The organism is Ornithinibacter sp. (genome assembly GCF_035443565.1).
Lineage (GTDB): Bacteria > Actinomycetota > Actinomycetes > Actinomycetales > Dermatophilaceae > Fodinibacter.
Genome location: NZ_DAORSO010000002.1, coordinates 1 through 15,449 on the forward strand (window position 1 = coordinate 1; position 15,449 = coordinate 15,449).

Here is a 15,449-nt window from a genome sequence, read left to right on the forward strand (position 1 = left end):
GTGACCGGGAGCGAGTCGCTCTCGACGCTCGCGGTCGGCACGGCCGGGGCGCGGGTGGCCTTCCTGCACGGACTGTTCGGGCAGGGGCGCAACTGGACCCAGATCGCCAAGGCGATCGCCGGCCCGGACGGGGCTGCGGCCCAGTGCCTGCTCGTCGACCTGCCCGACCACGGACGGTCGCCGTGGACGCAGGAGTTCTCCTACGAGACGTATGCGCAGCGCGTCGCCGCCACGCTGGCGGCCACGGCGCCGGGGGAGCCGTGGGTGCTCGTCGGCCACTCGCTCGGGGGCAAGGTCGCGATGGTCACCGCCCTGACCAACCCCGAGCTCGTGCGCAGCCTCGTCGTCGTCGACATCGCCCCCAAGGACTACGGCGACCTCGACCGCTTCGTGCACTACATCGAGGCCATGCGCTCGCTCCCGCTGGCGGAGCTCACCGGGCGCGCCGACGCGCAGGACCGCTTCGCGCAGGTCGAGCCGGATGCCGGGGTGCGCGGGTTCCTGCTGCAGAACCTTCGGCGGCGGGGCGACACCTGGGGGTGGCAGGCCAACCTTGAGCTCATCGCGGCCGACGCGGCGCTCGGTCAGGGCTCGCGGATCGCCGACTTCCCCGAGCTCGGTGCCCCGCCGTACGACGGCCCGGTGGTGTGGCTCGTCGGTGGCGACTCCGGCTACGTGCGTGACGAGGACACCGAGCAGATGCGGGCGCTGTTCCCGCGTGCGCGGCCGGTGGTCGTCAAGGGGGCCGGGCACTGGGTGCACTCGGAGGCGCCCGAGGTCGTCATCGAGACGTTGCGCCGGGTGCTGAGGGCACTGCCTGCTGCCTGATTCGCCGTCGGGTGTGTGGGAAGTGCCCCGGCCCATTGACATTCTTCACGCCCGACTGCGCGGCCCGGGTCTAGGGTCGGGGCATGGCTTCGGTCCTGCACCTCACCGGCCCTGTCCTGCTCGGCCCCGACGACGTCCGAGATCAGGCCTGGGTGCTCGGCGGCCGCATCACCTACGAGCAGCCGACCGGGGACCACCACGTCACCACCGTGCCCGGCTGGGTGCTGCCGGGCCTGGTCGACGCCCACAGCCACATCGGGCTCGACCGCCACGGGGCGACCGACGCGGCCACCGCCGAGCAGCAGGCCCTGACCGACCGATCCGCCGGGGCCCTGCTCCTGCGCGATGCCGGCTCGCCCGCCGACACCCGGTGGGTGCAGGACCGCGAGGACCTGCCGCGGCTCGTGCGGGCCGGGCGGCACATCGCCCGAACGCGCCGCTACATCCGCAACTACGCGTGGGAGGTCGAGCCCGAGCAGCTCGTCGACCAGGTGCGCATCGAGGCGCGCTCGGGCGACGGGTGGGTCAAGCTCGTCGGCGACTGGATCGACCGGGAGAGCGGGGACCTCGCGCCGTGCTGGCCGGCTGACGTGTTGGCGCAGGCGGTCGCGGCGGCCCACGAGGAGGGGGCCCGGGTCACGGCGCACTGCTTCGGGGAAGAGTCACTGCGTGACCTGGCCGCGGCGGGTGCCGACTGCGTCGAGCACGCCTGCGGGCTCGAACCCGACACCATCGACACGTTCGCCCGTCAGGGCATCGCGATCGTGCCCACGCTGGTCAACATCGACACCTTCCCGCAGATCGCGGAGCCGGCTCGCGAGAAGTTCCCCGACTACCACCGGCACATGATCGACCTGCACGCGCGCCGGTTCGAGACGATCGCGTCGGCGCGCGAGGCCGGCATCCCGGTCTACGTCGGCACGGATGCCGGGGGCTCACTTCCCCACGGACTCGTCGCCGACGAGGTCGCGCACCTCGGGCGGGCCGGCTTCACGCCGCAGCAGGCGTTGGATGCCGCGTGCTGGGGTGCGCGGGCGTGGCTGGGATGGCCGGGGCTGGGGGAGGGGGAGGAAGCCGACCTCGTCGTGTACCCCGCTGACCCGCGGGCTGACCTCGGCGTGCTCGCTGCCCCGTCGCTGGTGGTGCTGCGCGGGATCGCCCACATCCCCTGACCCCACGCCCGCCTGAGACCTCCGAGCTGCGGGTCGAGAGTAGACGAATCGCCGCGAGCGGCAAGGGCCACGCGGCGATTCGTCTACTCTCGACGGGTTGTGGTGAGGGCGTGCTCAGGCGGGTTCGGCCGCGCCCTTGCGGGCGTCGTCCGTGGCGAGCTCTGCCTCGAGGTCGGCGAGCTCACGCTCGAGAGCGAGTTCGCCCCGGTAGGCCCGCACCGACCAGGCGACCGCGCCCGCCCAGACGGCGGCCAGCACGAGGTAGACGAGGGTGCGGGTGGAGTCCGACGCGTCGATCCAGTCGCTGCGCAGCAGGGTGCGGCTGTTGGTGAGCACGATGACCCCGCCCACCGCTGAGCCGAGCACCCGGGGCGGGATGTGCCGCACCAGCCACGCGGCGATCGGGGCGGCGATGAGCCCGCCGACGAGCAGCGCGACCACCCATGCGGTGTCGATGCCGGCGGATCCGAGCGCGAGGAGGAAGCCGGCGCTCGCGGCCACCGAGACGAGGAACTCGCTGGTGTCGATCGAGCCGATGACCTTGCGGGGCTCCAGGCGCCCGCTCGCGAGGATCGCCGGCGTCCCGACAGGGCCCCACCCACCGCCACCGGTCGCGTCGACGAAGCCGGCGACGAGACCGAGCGGGGTGAGGAAGCGCCGACGCAGCGGTTGGCCGAGCCGGTCCCGCCGCAGGCCCTTGACGGTGAAGCGCACGAGCACGTAGATGCCCAGCGCCAGCAGGATCAGGGACATGACGGGGGCGGCGACCGAGGTGTCGAGGCTGGACAGGAAGGTCGCGCCGGCGAAGGCTCCGATCGCGCCGGGGATGCCGATGCGGATGACGACCTTCCAGTCGACGTTCCCGAACTTCCAGTGGGACGCACCCGAGGCCAGCGTCGTGCCGATCTCGGCGAGGTGCACGGTCGCCGAGGCCGCCGCCGGGTTGGTGCCGATGGCGAGCAGGAGCGTCGTCGACGTCACCCCGTACGCCATGCCGAGCGACCCGTCGACGAGTTGGGCGCCGAGGCCGACGAGGGCGAGGAGGACGAGCTTTCGCACGGGACAGGCTCCAGAGAGTGGTAATCCGACCGGACAAGTAGGAGTTTCATCCAACGTCTTGTTATGGGTCAACCAATGAAAAGTTATGTCTCGCATGGTGGATGCCGGGTGCTCGCCACCCGCGACGACGCCTCGCCCTCATCGGTGGGGGAGGATGCCGTCGTGGACATCACCGCTCGCACCGAGTACGCCGTTCGGGCGATGCTCTCGCTGGCGCAGGCCCACGCGGCCGGCGAGGGCCCGGTCAGTGTCGACACGCTCGCCCGTCAGCAGGATCTTCCGCGCAAGTTCCTCGAGGCGATCGTTGGTGACCTGCGCGTGGCCGACCTCGTGGTGAGCACCCGCGGAGCCCGCGGCGGGTACGCGCTCGCGCGTCCGGCATCCGCGATCTCCCTCGGTGACGTCTTCCGTGCCGTCGACGGTCCGCTCGCCGAAGTGCGTGGCCTGCGCCCTCACGAGACGAGCTACGAGGGAGTGGCGCAGCACCTGCCGACGGTGTGGGTGGCGGTGCGGGCCAGCCTGCGCGAGGTGCTCGACGGCACCACGCTCGACCAGGCCCTCACGGGCGCCCTGCCGCCCGCGGTGACCTCGAAGGCTGCCGACCCCTTGGCGTGGCAGAACCGGTGAGCTCCGCCCGGGCCTGGCGCCCGGGCCGACGCCCCACCCCGGCGTGGTCGGGACCGGGCACGGCATCTGGCAGAATGGACGGCTGTACCCGTCCGGTCGCTGCCGTCTGCGCATCGCCGGACCGGACGCCTACACCGAGCTCCCGGCTCCCCGCGCGATCCGTGCGCGGTCTTGCCGCGCTCATCACGTACCAGGAGTGACCACCACCGTGGCCGTCAAGATTCGTCTCAAGCGCATGGGCAAGATCCGTGCACCGTTCTACCGTGTCGTCGTCATGGACTCGCGCACCAAGCGCGATGGCCGGGCGATCGAGGAGATCGGCAAGTACCACCCCACCGAGGAGCCCTCGCTCATCGACATCGACAGCGAGCGCGCGCAGTACTGGCTCAACAACGGCGCCCAGCCGACCGAGGCCGTCGCCGCCCTGCTGAAGATCACCGGTGACTGGCAGAAGCACAAGGGCCTGCCGGGCACCGAGGGCACCCTGAAGGTCAAGGAGGCCAAGACCTCCAAGCGCGACCTGTACGAAGCAGCCCTGGCTGCCGCCGGCAAGTCCACCGCCGAGGACACCTCCGGTGCGACCACCGCCAAGAAGCGCGCCGCCAAGAAGGTCGAGGAGGCCCCGGCCGCCGAGGCAACTGAGGCTCCGGCTGTTGAGGCCGAGGCCACCGACGAGGCGAAGGCCTGACCGTGCTCGAAGAGGCGCTCGAGCACCTCGTCACGGGCATCGTCGACCACAAGGACCAGGTGCAGGTCCGCCAGAAGGAACTGCGCCGCGGCGAGATCCTCGAGGTGCGCGTGCACCCCGACGACCTCGGCCGGGTCATCGGCCGCTCGGGCCGCACCGCCAGCGCACTGCGCACCGTCATGGGTGCGCTCGCCGGCGGGCGCCAGGTGCGGATCGACATCGTCGACACCGACCGGGTCCGCTGACCCGAGTCGCTGACGTCGGTCGCCGAGAGCGACCACCACGACGGCGGGGTGTCCCGGGAGGAAACTCCCCGGGGCACCCCGCCGCCGCAATGTCCCGCCCCACCCCGACTCACCCCGTGCACCACCTGGTGCAGCCCAGCACCCCACGACAGGATGTCCCCCGTGACCGAGCGCACCGTCGTCGCCCGCATCGGCAAACCCCACGGCCTGCACGGTGAGGTGACCGTCCAGCTGCACACTGACGAGCCGGAGCGTCGGCTCGCCGTCGGAGAGGCCCTCGACACCGAGGCCACGAGTGGCTCCGGCGTTCCGCGCGTGCTCACCGTGCGCTCCACCCGGGTGCACAACGGCATCTGGCTCGTGGCGTTCGAGGAGATCCCCGACCGCACCGGCGCCGAGTCGCTGCGTGGCACCCGCCTCGTCATCGACGGTGACGCAACCCTGCCCGCCGAGGACGACGAGGACGTGTTCACCGAGGAGCAGCTGCGCGGCCTCACCGTCGTGGACCCCGCAGGCACGGTGCTCGGGCAGGTCGGCGGGCTCGAGCTCGGCGCCTCCCAGGACCGGCTCGTCGTGCTGCTTCCTGACGGCCGCGAGGCCCAGGTGCCGTTCGTCACGGCCATCGTCCCTACGGTCGACCTTCAGGCCGGGCGCGTCGTCGTCGACGCCCCGCCCGGGCTGCTCGACCTCGGGGTCTGACCGCGATGCGCCTCGACGTCGTCACGATCTTCCCTGGCTACCTCGCGCCGCTCGACCTCTCGCTCATCGGCAAGGCGCGGCGCGACGGCATCCTCGACGTCCACGTGCACGACCTGCGCACGTTCACCGACGACCGGCACCGCACCGTCGACGACAGCCCGCTCGGTGGGGGCGCGGGCATGGTCATGAAACCCGAGCCCTGGGCGCGCGCGCTGGACCACGTCGTGGATGCCGGGGCGAGCGAGGGTGCACCGGTGCCGCACCTCATCGTCCCCGGCCCGGGTGGGGTGCCGCTCACCCAGGCGCTGGCCCACCAGCTCGCGCAGGAGCCGTGGCTGGCCTTCGCGTGCGGTCGCTACGAGGGCATCGACGAGCGCGTCTACGAGCACGCCGGCGAGCGGATGCCGGTCACGATCGTCTCGCTCGGGGACTACGTCCTCAACGGGGGAGAGGTCGCGGTGCTGGCGATCGTCGAGGCGGTCGGCCGGCTGCTGCCGGGGGTCGTGGGCAACGCCGAGTCACTCGTCGAGGAGTCCCACGAGGACGGGCTGCTCGAGTACCCCGTCTACACCAGGCCGGCCGTGTGGGCCGACGGTGACGTGGTGCGCGAGGTGCCGCCGGTGCTGCTCTCCGGCAACCACGGCGCCATCGCGGCCTGGCGCCACGAGCAGCGCCTGGAGCGCACTGCCGCCCGCCGCCCCGACCTCCTGCCGGTGTCGGCGACGACCGGGGCCCTGGCCGACCTCGACGTGCGGGTCGCCACCGCCGCCGACGCGCCCGAGCTGCGGGTGCTCCAGCTCGCGTGCTGGGTGCCCGAGGGTCGCGCGTCCGGAAGCTGGACCATCCCGCCGCTCGACGAGACGCTCGAGGAGGTGACCGCGGGCATCGGTGCGTGGACGACGTATGCGGTGCGCACGGCATCCGCGTCGGGTGTCCCGGGGCGGTTGGTCGCCTCGGTGCGTGGGCGCGTGCGGCCCGGTGACCCGACGGTGTGGGAGACCGGGCGCCTCATGGTCGCGCCCGACCTGCAGGGGCGGGGTCTGGGGCGCGAGCTGTTGGCGCTCGCGGAGGCTGCCGCACCCGCGTCGGTGACGACGTTCTGGATCAACACCGGCGTCGTGAGCAAGGCCAACCAGCGTCGGTACCAGCGGGCCGGCTACCGGCAGCTGCCCGGTGAGGGGTTCTTCCCGGGCACGGTCGACCTCGTCAAGCGTCGTCGCACGGCGTAGCGGCTAGGGCTGCAGCGAGCCTCGAAGGTCGGCGGGCAGCAGCCGGGCGCTGCCGATGAGTCGCTCGGCGACGACGGCCGTGGTCGTCTGCGCAGCCATGATGCCGAGCAGCACCAGCACCTGGGCCGCCGCGGCCTGGGCTGGTGACCCGCCGCCGAGGAGCACGCCGATGAAGGCCCCGGGCAGGGTGACGACGCCGGCGGTGCGCACCTGGTCCAGGCCCGGGATGAGCGCCTCGGGCACCCGTCGGTGGATGACCTCGTGGATCGCCTGGGCTCGGGTGAGGCCGAGGGAGAGCCCGGCCTCGTACTGGCCCTTCTCCTCGCGCAGGGCGGCGAAGGCCCGCCGGCAGGTCAGGGTGTGCCCGTTCATCGTGTTCCCGGCGAGGATGCCGACGACCGGCACCAGTGCGGCACCTGTCGGGGGGACCGTGCGGGTCAGCAGGATGATCGCGATGACCGGCAGGAGCCCGGTGAGCATCGCCACGGTCGCCCACGGCCAGGCCGCCGGAGCCTCGACCCGGCGAACGGTCGTCACGACCGCCACCGTGAACATCCCGATGAGCAGCAGGATCGACAGGGCGAGCGAGCGGATGACCGCGGCGATGACGAGCGCGGCGAGCGAGAGCTGCACGATGGCACGCACCGCCGCGACGACCGTCGACCCCGACGACGGCAGGCGGCCGACGCGGTACATCGTCACGGTCAGCGCCAGCAGGAGCAGCGCGGCAAGGGCCACGGGCAGGCCGGGGTCGATCGTCACCCGACCACCGTATGCCGTGAGGCGGGCGCGGTCGTGCGCCACGGCATCCGCCGATTTCACCGCGAACGGTCACCTCTGGCAGACTGGGCGGCTGCACCGCCGACACCATCGGCCCCCGCCACAGGGGGAGTGCCCGGACCTCGGTCCGACCAGCACGCGGCCGGGCGGTCGCACCCATCACATCACGCAGTACCGATCATGCACGGATGGCCTGTGGCAGCCCGTGGGAAAGCGACACCACGTCATGCAGCGTTTCGACGAGCTCGACTCCGTCTCCCTCAAGAGCGACATCCCGGCCTTCCGCGCCGGTGACACCGTCAACGTCCACGTCAAGGTCGTCGAGGGCACGCGCTCGCGCATCCAGGTGTTCAAGGGCGTCGTCATCCGTCGCCACGGCGGCGGCATCGGTGAGACCTTCACCGTGCGCAAGGTGTCCTTCGGTGTCGGTGTCGAGCGCACCTTCCCGCTGCACACCCCGATCATCGACCACATCGAGGTCGTGACCCGCGGTGACGTCCGCCGCGCCAAGCTGTACTACCTGCGCGACCTGCGCGGCAAGGCCGCCAAGATCAAGGAGAAGCGCGACACCCCCGTCGCCCGCTGACCAGATCTGGTCCTCCTGCGCGCCGCACCCAGCACCGCCGACTAGGCTCCGCGGGTGAGCGCACGACCCCAGGCTCGTCCTGACGCCGACCCGGCAGTGGCCCCCGTGGCCGCGGCCGGGTCTCGTCGTCAGCGGCCACCCTTCGTCCTGCTGCTCGTCGCTGTTGTCGTGCTCACCGCGCTCGTGCAGGGCCTGCTCGTGCAGAGCTACTTCGTCCCCTCGGCCAGCCTGTCGCCGAGCCTGGAACCAGGAGATCGCGCCCTCGTGTGGAAGGTCAGCCCGGCACTGGATGCCGGTGACGTCGTCGTCGTCGACACCACCGCGACCGCGGCGATCGACCGCGCCACTCCCGTCGACGACGGCCTCGCCGGCCGGCTGCTGACACCACTGGCGAACCTGCTCGGCGTCGACACCGGTCGGCAGGACCACCTCGCCGTGGTCGGCGCTGCGGACGGCGACGAGGTGTCGCTGGTGGCGCCGGTGACGGGTGCCGTTCCGGCCTCGGTGAGCCGTGACGACATCGTCGGCACGGCCGTGCTGCGGGTGTGGCCGCTCAGCCGTTTCGGCACGATCGACACGGGGACCGTGGCAGGGGTCGGTTCGTGAGCGCCCCCGACATCAACGTGCCCGAGGACGCGGAGGATGCCGGTCACGGACCCTCGCACCGCCGTTCCGGGCCGCTCGCGGCGGTGGGCAGCGCTGTTCGCGAGGTCGTCGTCGTCATCGTGATGGCGTTGCTGCTCTCGTTCGTCGTCAAGACCTGGCTGCTCCAGGCGTTCTTCATCCCCTCCGGGTCGATGGAGGACACCCTCCTCGTCGGGGACCGGGTCGTCGTCTCCAAGCTGAACCCCACCCCCTTCGCGATCTCGCGCGGTGACGTCGTCGTCTTCCAGGACCCCGGTGGGTGGCTCGACCTGCCTCCACCGGTCGAGCGGTCCGGGGTGTCCGGTGCCGTGCACGACGCCCTCGTGTTCGTCGGGCTGTTGCCCGCGGAGTCCGAGGACCACCTCATCAAGCGGGTCATCGGTCTGCCGGGTGACCGCGTCACGTGCTGCAGCGATGGTGGGTTGCTCAGTGTCAACGGTGAGCCCATCAGCGAGCCGTACATCAAGCCCGGTGACGTCCCCAGCAGCCTGACCTTCGACATCACCGTGCCGCAGGGGCAGGTCTGGGTCATGGGCGACCACCGCTCTGACTCCGAGGACTCACGCTTCCACGACCCGTCGGGCAACGGTTCTGACGGCGCCGTCCCCATCGATGCCATCACCGGGCGCGCGGTCGCCGTGGTGTGGCCGTTGGGCCGGGCGGGGTGGTTGTCGAACTACTCGTCGACCTTTGCTCCCGTCGGGGAGCCGACAGGTGCGCTGCCTGACTCGCCGGTGGGTGAGCCGGCGAGGACCTCGGCGGCCACACCGTGAGGCGCACCCCGTCGCGGCGGCCCAGCCTGCGGGTCGAGCGCGCCCTGCAGCGCGAGGGACACCGCGTGCTCGCCGGGATGGACGAGGTCGGTCGGGGTGCGTTGGCCGGGCCGGTCACGGTGGGCGTGGTCATCATCGACGAGTCCTGCGGCACGGCACCCCAAGGGGTCAAGGACTCCAAGCTGCTCGTCCCCCACGCCCGCACGGCCATGGTTCCGCGCATCGAGCGCTGGGCGGTGGCGCACGGCGTCGGTCACGCCAGCGCCGCCGAGATCGACGACATCGGGATCATCGCGGCGCTGCGGGTGGCGGGCGTGCGCGCCCTGGCCGAGGCCGGCATCCGCCCTGACCTGGTCATCCTCGACGGCAACCACGACTGGTTGACGGCTCCGCAGGACGTCGGGCTGTTCGCGTTCGCCGACGACGTACCGGCGGCGACCCCGCCGGTGAGCACGATGATCAAGGCAGACCTGAAGTGCTCGTCGGTCGCCGCGGCCTCGGTGCTGGCCAAGGTGCGCCGCGACGCGATCATGGCCGGGCTGGGGGAGCAGCACCCCGCCTACGGCTGGGGCGAGAACAAGGGGTACGCCGCGCCTGGGCACCTCGACGCGCTGCGGCGGCTCGGGCCGTGCGAGCTGCACCGGCGCTCGTGGCGGCTGCCCGGCGTGATGAACGATGATGGCGTGGTGGCGGCGGATGCCGCCGTGCCGACTGACGCACCTGATGTGAACGACGTGGACGCAATGAACGCTGTGGACGACCTGACGCGAGTGGGAGAGCGATGAGCTCGGAGGACCTCGAGAAGTACGAGAGCGCGGCTGAGCTGGCGCTCTACCGCGAGTACCGCGACGTCGTCGGGCTGTTCAGCCACGTCGTCGAGACCGAGCGGCGCTTCTACCTGTGCAACAGCGTCGACGTGAAGGTGCGCAGCGACGGCGGCGAGGTCTTCTTCGACGTCACGATGCACGACGCGTGGGTGTGGGACATCTACCGACCGGCCAGGTTCGCCAAGACCGTGCGGGTCGTGACGTTCAAGGACGTCAACGTCGAGGAGCTCGCCAAGAGCGAGCTCGAACTGCCCAAGGGCAACTTCTAGCACCCACCGGCGGCGCCGCTGCCCGCGCGGTTGTGGGGGTGATCGTCCACAGGGCGGGTCGGGGCGCGGCATTGTCCACAGGCGCTCGGATGCCGCTCGCGTCACCGCCCGCCGGCGGGTTGGCTCGCGCTCATGACGAGTCACGAACGAGCGCCCGGGCGACCAGACACCGCGAGCCCCGCGGATCAGCCACCGACCCCGGAGTCGGTGGGCCTCGACGTGGTGGGCGTACCCGTGTCGAGGAGCACGCTGGGGCGGGTGGGGGAGGACCTCGCGGTGCGCTGGCTCGTCGATCACGGGATGCAGGTGGTCGAGCGGAACTGGCGGTGTGAGCACGGCGAGGTCGACATCGTGGCGCTCGACGGCGCCTGCCTGGTGATCTGCGAGGTCAAGGCTCGTCGCTCCCTCGCCTTCGGTGAGCCGGTCGAGGCGGTGACCCGTGCCAAGGCGGCGCGCCTGCGCCGACTGGCCGCGGTGTACGCCCGCACCCACGACACCGGTGCGGCCCACGTGCGGGTTGACGTGCTCGGCATCCTGTTTCGTGCGAACCACCCGCCCCTGGTGCGCCATGTGCGGGGGGTGGGGTCATGACCTTCGGCTTGGGGCTGACTCGTTCCGTGGTGCTGAACGGGCTCGACGGGGTGCTGGTCGACGTCGAGGCCCACATCGGTCAGGGCCTGCCGTACTTCGCTGTCGGTGGCACCCCGGACCCCGCCTGCGCCCAGGCGCCCGACCGGGTCAAGCCCGCCGCGGCGACGAGTGGGGTGCCGGTCCCGCCGCACCGCATCACGGTGAACCTGTCGCCGGCCTCCATCCCCAAGCGTGGCGCCGGCTTCGACCTGTCGATCGCGGTGGCGGTGCTCTCGGCGTCGGGGCAGATCCGTGGGGGTCGTGCTCGCGATGTCGTGCACCTCGGCGAGCTGGCGCTCAACGGGCGGCTGCGCGGGGTCCCCGGTGTCCTGCCCGCGGTGCTCGCGGCGATGCGGGCGGGTGTCCGGCACGTGGTGGTGCCGCTCGAGAACGTCGGTGAGGCGCAACTCGTCGACGGCGTCGTCGTGCACGGGGCGGCATCCCTGCGGGACGTCATCGACTGGTACACCGCCGCGGAGGAAGGGGTGCCGCTGCCTCCGGCACCTGCGCCGGTCCCACCCGTGGCTCCCTCGTGCGGTGGTCCTGACCTCGCTGACGTCGTTGGTCAGGAGGAGGCCCGGCTGGCCATCGAGCTGTCGGCCACGGGTGGCCATCATCTGTTGATGTCCGGGCCACCCGGCGTCGGGAAGACCATGCTCGCTGAGCGACTCGTGACGGTGTTGCCGCCACTCAGCCGGGAGGAGGCGCTGGAGACCCACGCCATCCGCTCGGTGACCGGCCAGATCGGGGAGGTCACCAGGCTCGACCACACCCCGCCGTTCGTCGCGCCCCACCACAGCGCGACCCTCGCCGCGATCGTCGGTGGCGGAAGCGGCGTCGCCCTTCCGGGGGCGATCTCGCGGGCTCATCACGGGGTGCTGTTCCTGGATGAAGCTCCCGAGTTCAAGAGTTCGGTGCTCCAGACGTTGCGCCAGCCGCTGGAGTCCGGCGAGGTCATCATCGCCAGGGCACGACAGATGGTGCGGTACCCGGCGCGGTTCCTGCTCGTCCTCGCCGCGAACCCGTGTCCGTGTGGTCGTTCCTACGGCAAGGGTGCCGATTGCACCTGCAAACCGATGGAGATCCGCACCTACGTGGGTCGCCTGTCCGGGCCCTTGCTCGACCGGGTGGACCTTCAGGTGCACGTCCCGCCGTTGCAGCGCGCGGCCATCGGCGACGCGACAGGAGAGGGCAGTGCCGTGGTCGCAGCGAGGGTGGCCCGTGCCCGGGCTGCCCAGGCGGAGCGGTGGTCGGGGCGGGGGTGGGCCACGAACGGGCTCGTGCCCGGCCATGTGTTGCGCCGTGCGCCCTTCCGGCTGCCCGGGGCAGCGACCGCGGCGCTGGACCGCAGCCTCGACCGGGGGGCGGTCACGCTGCGCGGGTACGACCGCGTCCTGCGCGTGGCGTGGTCGGTTGCCGACCTGCTCGGTCGGGACAGCCCCGGGGCCGCTGACGTCGCGATGGCACTCGGGCTGCGCAGTGGTCAGCTGGTGGCGGCATGACGTCGCCGCGTGCGTTCGCTGTCGACGGGTGCGTCCGATGAGCACCAGCGGGGTGCCCGGGCGTCGGCCGAGTTCGCTGGAGCGTGACGAGCGGTGGGCCCGGGTGGCGTGGGCGTTCCTGGCCGAACCGCGCGAGACCTCGGTGGTCGCGGCGCTGGGCACCTTCGGCGCCGTCGAGGCCCTCGCCCGATTCCGCGCCGGGCACCTGCTCGTTCGCCCCGGCGCCTTGGAACGACTACCACTGCTCGACGTCGACGACCTCGCGCACGCCGCTGATCGACAGGGCGTCCACGTCGTCGTGCCCGGCGACGAGGGCTGGCCACTCGGTGTCGACCGGCTCGACGAGCCGCCGTACGCGTTGTTCGTGCGGGGCTACCCCGACCTCGACACCCTCGTCGAGCGGTCGGTGGCCGTCGTGGGGTCGCGGGCGGCCACCGACTACGGGATGCGCACGGCCGCAGACCTGGCCGAAGGGCTCGGCGCGCGAGGCTTCACGATCATCAGTGGCGCGGCCTACGGCATCGACTCGGCGGCCCATCGCGCGGCCCTCGCGTCCGGTGGGCCCACCGTCGCCGTCCTGGCCTGTGGGGCCGACCGGTTCTACCCCGCAGCCCACCGCAGCATGCTCAACGAGATCGCTCGCACCGGGGCGGTCGTCAGTGAGGTGCCCGTCGGCGCAGCGCCCTACCGCAGCCGCTTCCTCGCACGCAACCGCCTCATCGCCACCTTGGCCCGCGCCACGATCGTCGTCGAGGCCAGCCAACGGTCCGGCTCGTTGACCACGGCCAGACACGCCCGCGAGAACCACCTGCCCGTCGGTGCGGTTCCCGGCCCGGTGACGAGCATGGCGTCTGCTGGCTGCCACGCCCTCATCCGTGATGCGGAAGCCGTGCTCGTCACCGATGCGGCCGAGGTCGCCGAGCTCGCAGGGCGTATCGGTGAAGATGTCCTGCCCGGCTTCGACGAGCTCACCGAGCCACGGGCGCCGCAGGACGACCTCGACCCCGTGTCGTATGCCGTGTGGTCGGCGGTTCCTGTGCGGTCGGGAGTATCGACGGAGAAGATCGCCGCTGCGGCCGCGGTGGACGCGCGCAGCCTCATCGGCATCCTTGCCGCCCTCGAGGCGCTCGGGCTGGTGCGGCGCGACGCCGGAACCTGGCGCAAGGTCACCGGGCGACGAGCGGCTCGGTGATGAGGGCAAGGTGCTGGGTGTCGAGTGCTGGGTGGCGCTGCACACCGCGCGCCTGGTGCCGCGCGCCGTGTTGCGGGTGTGACGGGTGGGGTGACACCGTGAGGCCGTGACCGTCACGTCGTTGGAGGCGCTGCCAGCGTTCGAGCGCCACCTGCGCGCCGAGCGGGGGCGCTCGGTGCACACCGTGCGGGCCTACCTGCGCGACGTGGAGACGTTCCTGTCCGAAGCAGGCGTGGGCGATGACGACGGGCTGCGCGAGGTGTCCCTCGCCGACCTGCGCGCGTGGCTCGGAGTGCTCTCGCGCCGAGGCGCGGCCCGCGCCAGCATCGCCCGCACCTCCGCGTCGCTGCGCACGTTCTTCGGCTGGCTCGAGCGCACCGGTCGCATCTCCACCGACCCCTCGCTGCGCCTCACCGCGCCGAGCAGGCACCGGACCCTGCCACCGGTTCTCGCCCAGCGTTCGGCCACCGCCCTGCTCGACGTCGCCGAGGTGGCAGCCGATGACGACGACCCGATCCACCTGCGCAACCGCGCAGCTCTCGAACTGCTCTACGCGACCGGCATCCGGGTCGGTGAACTCGTCGGGCTCGACGTCGACGACGTCGACCTGGCCAGCGATGTCCTGCGGGTCGTCGGCAAGGGCGACAAGGAGCGTCGCGTTCCGTTCGGCGTCCCGGCTCGTCAGGCCGTGGCCGAGTGGCTCACCCGCGGTCGCCCGCGGCTCGTCGGGCCGCAGAGCGGGCCGGCCCTGCTGCTCGGGCGCCGAGGGCGCCGCGCTGACCAGCGGCAGATCCGGTCCGTGGTGCACGACCTGCTTCAGCACGTGCCGGATGCACCCGACCTCGGCCCACACGGGCTGCGGCACAGCGCCGCGACGCACCTGCTCGAGGGCGGAGCCGACCTGCGCATGGTGCAGGAGCTGCTCGGTCACGCCTCCCTCGCGACGACGCAGATCTACACGCACGTGTCCGTCGAGCGGCTCAAGGCCTCGTACGCGCAGGCTCATCCCCGCGCCTGATCAGTGGAAGGGCAGCAGGATGATCCGGCCGCCCGCGAGCAGCGGAAGCGGGTCGAGGTAGGTTTCGCCGCGGCGCGCGCCCAGGTGGAGGCAGCCTCGCGGGCCGCAGTGTCCGGCGGTGGCTTCGAGGGTGCCGATGCGCTGGCCGGCCGTCACCACGTCACCACCAGCAACGGAAGCAGTGACCGGCTCGTAGGTGCTGCGCAACCCGTCCGCGTGCTCGATGCTGACCGTCCCCCGACCAGCGATCACCCCGGCATGCGTCACGACGCCACCCTCGACCGCCAGCACCGCCACACCCTCGGATGCCGTGAGGTCGAGGCCGCGGTGCCCCGCACCGTACGGCGAGAGCGGCGCCACGAACGGGCGCGCCACCTCGGGGCGTGGCTCCACCGGCCACTGCCACCGCCGACGCTCCCCAGCTGCCGGGGTGCCCCGGCCGGCACCCGCCACCTCAGCCCCGAGCAGCCCGACGACTGCAGAGGCCACGGCGTGGATGCCGCTGGCCTGCGCGCCAGGCAGGCTCGCCCTCGTGTCAGGCGGGGCAGACGCGGCAACCGCTGCGGCGAGCACGCCAGCCATCGCGGTCAGGGCTGAGGAGACGGACATGCACCCAGCGTGCCCAGCCACTCCACCCAACGCGAGGCGCCGACGACAGCCTGTGGACGGCATCCGGCCGG

Annotated in this window: 19 protein-coding genes; 16 read left to right on the forward strand and 3 right to left on the reverse strand. The window is 72.3% G+C overall.

The genetic code is table 11. The annotated features are described in order from the left end of the window. Positions 1-828: an alpha/beta fold hydrolase gene (locus tag PLL68_RS00350; protein WP_324530547.1), complete on the forward strand. Its 828-nt coding sequence runs from the start codon at positions 1-3 to the stop codon at positions 826-828. 83 nt (positions 829-911) lie between these two features. Further along, the gene (locus tag PLL68_RS00355) at positions 912-2,000 is read left to right on the forward strand and encodes an amidohydrolase family protein (RefSeq protein ID WP_324530549.1); all 1,089 of its coding nucleotides are present in this window, start codon (positions 912-914) and stop codon (positions 1,998-2,000) included. A 114-nt stretch (positions 2,001-2,114) separates the two neighbouring features. On the opposite strand, the gene PLL68_RS00360 is transcribed toward PLL68_RS00355, so the two are convergent. After that, a complete protein-coding gene (locus PLL68_RS00360; RefSeq protein WP_324530551.1) occupies positions 2,115-3,059 on the reverse strand; it encodes a sulfite exporter TauE/SafE family protein in 945 nt (314 codons plus the stop codon). A 162-nt stretch (positions 3,060-3,221) separates the two neighbouring features. Here PLL68_RS00360 and PLL68_RS00365 point away from each other — a divergent pair, with 162 nt between their 5' ends. From PLL68_RS00365 to trmD, 5 genes are all read left to right on the forward strand, one after another. Continuing rightward, positions 3,222-3,686 (forward strand): RrF2 family transcriptional regulator, encoded by a 465-nt coding sequence (locus tag PLL68_RS00365; RefSeq protein WP_502910577.1) that lies wholly within the window; start codon positions 3,222-3,224, stop codon positions 3,684-3,686. Positions 3,687-3,894: 208 nt separating this feature from the next. After that, the gene (gene rpsP / locus PLL68_RS00370; protein ID WP_324530682.1) at positions 3,895-4,374 is read left to right on the forward strand and encodes a 30S ribosomal protein S16; all 480 of its coding nucleotides are present in this window, start codon (positions 3,895-3,897) and stop codon (positions 4,372-4,374) included. 2 nt (positions 4,375-4,376) lie between these two features. Continuing rightward, positions 4,377-4,619, forward strand: coding sequence for an RNA-binding protein (locus tag PLL68_RS00375; RefSeq protein WP_324530554.1), 243 nt, complete (start codon positions 4,377-4,379; stop codon positions 4,617-4,619). 162 nt (positions 4,620-4,781) lie between these two features. Next, complete coding sequence (gene rimM / locus PLL68_RS00380) at positions 4,782-5,318, forward strand: ribosome maturation factor RimM (RefSeq protein ID WP_324530556.1); 537 nt, start codon at positions 4,782-4,784, stop codon at positions 5,316-5,318. 5 nt (positions 5,319-5,323) lie between these two features. Then, positions 5,324-6,547, forward strand: a complete 1,224-nt coding sequence (trmD, locus tag PLL68_RS00385; protein ID WP_324530559.1) for a tRNA (guanosine(37)-N1)-methyltransferase TrmD — start codon at positions 5,324-5,326, stop codon at positions 6,545-6,547. 3 nt (positions 6,548-6,550) lie between these two features. Here trmD and PLL68_RS00390 read toward each other — a convergent pair whose 3' ends face one another. Further along, positions 6,551-7,309 carry an ABC transporter permease gene (locus PLL68_RS00390; RefSeq protein WP_324530561.1) on the reverse strand — a complete coding sequence of 253 codons (759 nt, stop codon included), beginning with the start codon at positions 7,307-7,309 and terminating at the stop codon, positions 6,551-6,553. A gap of 244 nt (positions 7,310-7,553) precedes the next feature. On the opposite strand from PLL68_RS00390, the gene rplS reads away from it, so the two are divergent. From rplS to PLL68_RS00435, 9 genes are all read left to right on the forward strand, one after another. Next, the gene (rplS, locus tag PLL68_RS00395; protein WP_159904530.1) at positions 7,554-7,913 is read left to right on the forward strand and encodes a 50S ribosomal protein L19; all 360 of its coding nucleotides are present in this window, start codon (positions 7,554-7,556) and stop codon (positions 7,911-7,913) included. A 54-nt stretch (positions 7,914-7,967) separates the two neighbouring features. Further along, on the forward strand, positions 7,968-8,519 hold the full coding sequence (locus tag PLL68_RS00400) for a S26 family signal peptidase (RefSeq protein ID WP_324530562.1): 552 nt from the start codon (positions 7,968-7,970) through the stop codon (positions 8,517-8,519). Further along, the gene (lepB, locus tag PLL68_RS00405) at positions 8,516-9,331 is read left to right on the forward strand and encodes a signal peptidase I (RefSeq protein WP_324530565.1); all 816 of its coding nucleotides are present in this window, start codon (positions 8,516-8,518) and stop codon (positions 9,329-9,331) included. The genes PLL68_RS00400 and lepB overlap by 4 nt, the downstream gene beginning before the upstream one ends. After that, a complete protein-coding gene (rnhB, locus tag PLL68_RS00410) occupies positions 9,328-10,116 on the forward strand; it encodes a ribonuclease HII (RefSeq protein ID WP_324530567.1) in 789 nt (262 codons plus the stop codon). Before lepB ends, rnhB begins: the two co-directional genes overlap by 4 nt. Further along, positions 10,113-10,427, forward strand: a complete 315-nt coding sequence (locus PLL68_RS00415) for a DUF2469 domain-containing protein (protein WP_159900166.1) — start codon at positions 10,113-10,115, stop codon at positions 10,425-10,427. The genes rnhB and PLL68_RS00415 overlap by 4 nt, the downstream gene beginning before the upstream one ends. A gap of 234 nt (positions 10,428-10,661) precedes the next feature. Further along, a complete protein-coding gene (locus tag PLL68_RS00420; RefSeq protein ID WP_324530571.1) occupies positions 10,662-11,018 on the forward strand; it encodes a YraN family protein in 357 nt (118 codons plus the stop codon). Beyond that, positions 11,015-12,559, forward strand: a complete 1,545-nt coding sequence (locus PLL68_RS00425; RefSeq protein WP_324530573.1) for a YifB family Mg chelatase-like AAA ATPase — start codon at positions 11,015-11,017, stop codon at positions 12,557-12,559. Before PLL68_RS00420 ends, PLL68_RS00425 begins: the two co-directional genes overlap by 4 nt. A gap of 37 nt (positions 12,560-12,596) precedes the next feature. Further along, a complete protein-coding gene (gene dprA, locus PLL68_RS00430) occupies positions 12,597-13,751 on the forward strand; it encodes a DNA-processing protein DprA (protein WP_324530575.1) in 1,155 nt (384 codons plus the stop codon). A gap of 106 nt (positions 13,752-13,857) precedes the next feature. Continuing rightward, positions 13,858-14,769 carry a tyrosine recombinase XerC gene (locus tag PLL68_RS00435; RefSeq protein ID WP_324530577.1) on the forward strand — a complete coding sequence of 304 codons (912 nt, stop codon included), beginning with the start codon at positions 13,858-13,860 and terminating at the stop codon, positions 14,767-14,769. Here PLL68_RS00435 and PLL68_RS00440 read toward each other — a convergent pair whose 3' ends face one another. After that, complete coding sequence (locus PLL68_RS00440; protein ID WP_324530579.1) at positions 14,770-15,378, reverse strand: murein hydrolase activator EnvC family protein; 609 nt, start codon at positions 15,376-15,378, stop codon at positions 14,770-14,772. It abuts the gene before it with no gap. Positions 15,379-15,449 lie beyond the last annotated feature (71 nt).

Bases quoted from the DNA above. Each gene is read 5' to 3' on its own strand.
- trmD (WP_324530559.1), top strand. From the start codon at position 5,324: ATGCGCCTCGACGTCGTCACGATCTTCCCTGGCTACCTCGCGCCGCTC.
- PLL68_RS00355 (WP_324530549.1), top strand. From the start codon at position 912: ATGGCTTCGGTCCTGCACCTCACCGGCCCTGTCCTGCTCGGCCCCGAC.
- dprA (WP_324530575.1), top strand. From the start codon at position 12,597: ATGAGCACCAGCGGGGTGCCCGGGCGTCGGCCGAGTTCGCTGGAGCGT.
- PLL68_RS00425 (WP_324530573.1), top strand. From the start codon at position 11,015: ATGACCTTCGGCTTGGGGCTGACTCGTTCCGTGGTGCTGAACGGGCTC.
- PLL68_RS00415 (WP_159900166.1), top strand. From the start codon at position 10,113: ATGAGCTCGGAGGACCTCGAGAAGTACGAGAGCGCGGCTGAGCTGGCG.
- PLL68_RS00440 (WP_324530579.1), bottom strand. From the start codon at position 15,378: ATGTCCGTCTCCTCAGCCCTGACCGCGATGGCTGGCGTGCTCGCCGCA.
- rplS (WP_159904530.1), top strand. From the start codon at position 7,554: ATGCAGCGTTTCGACGAGCTCGACTCCGTCTCCCTCAAGAGCGACATC.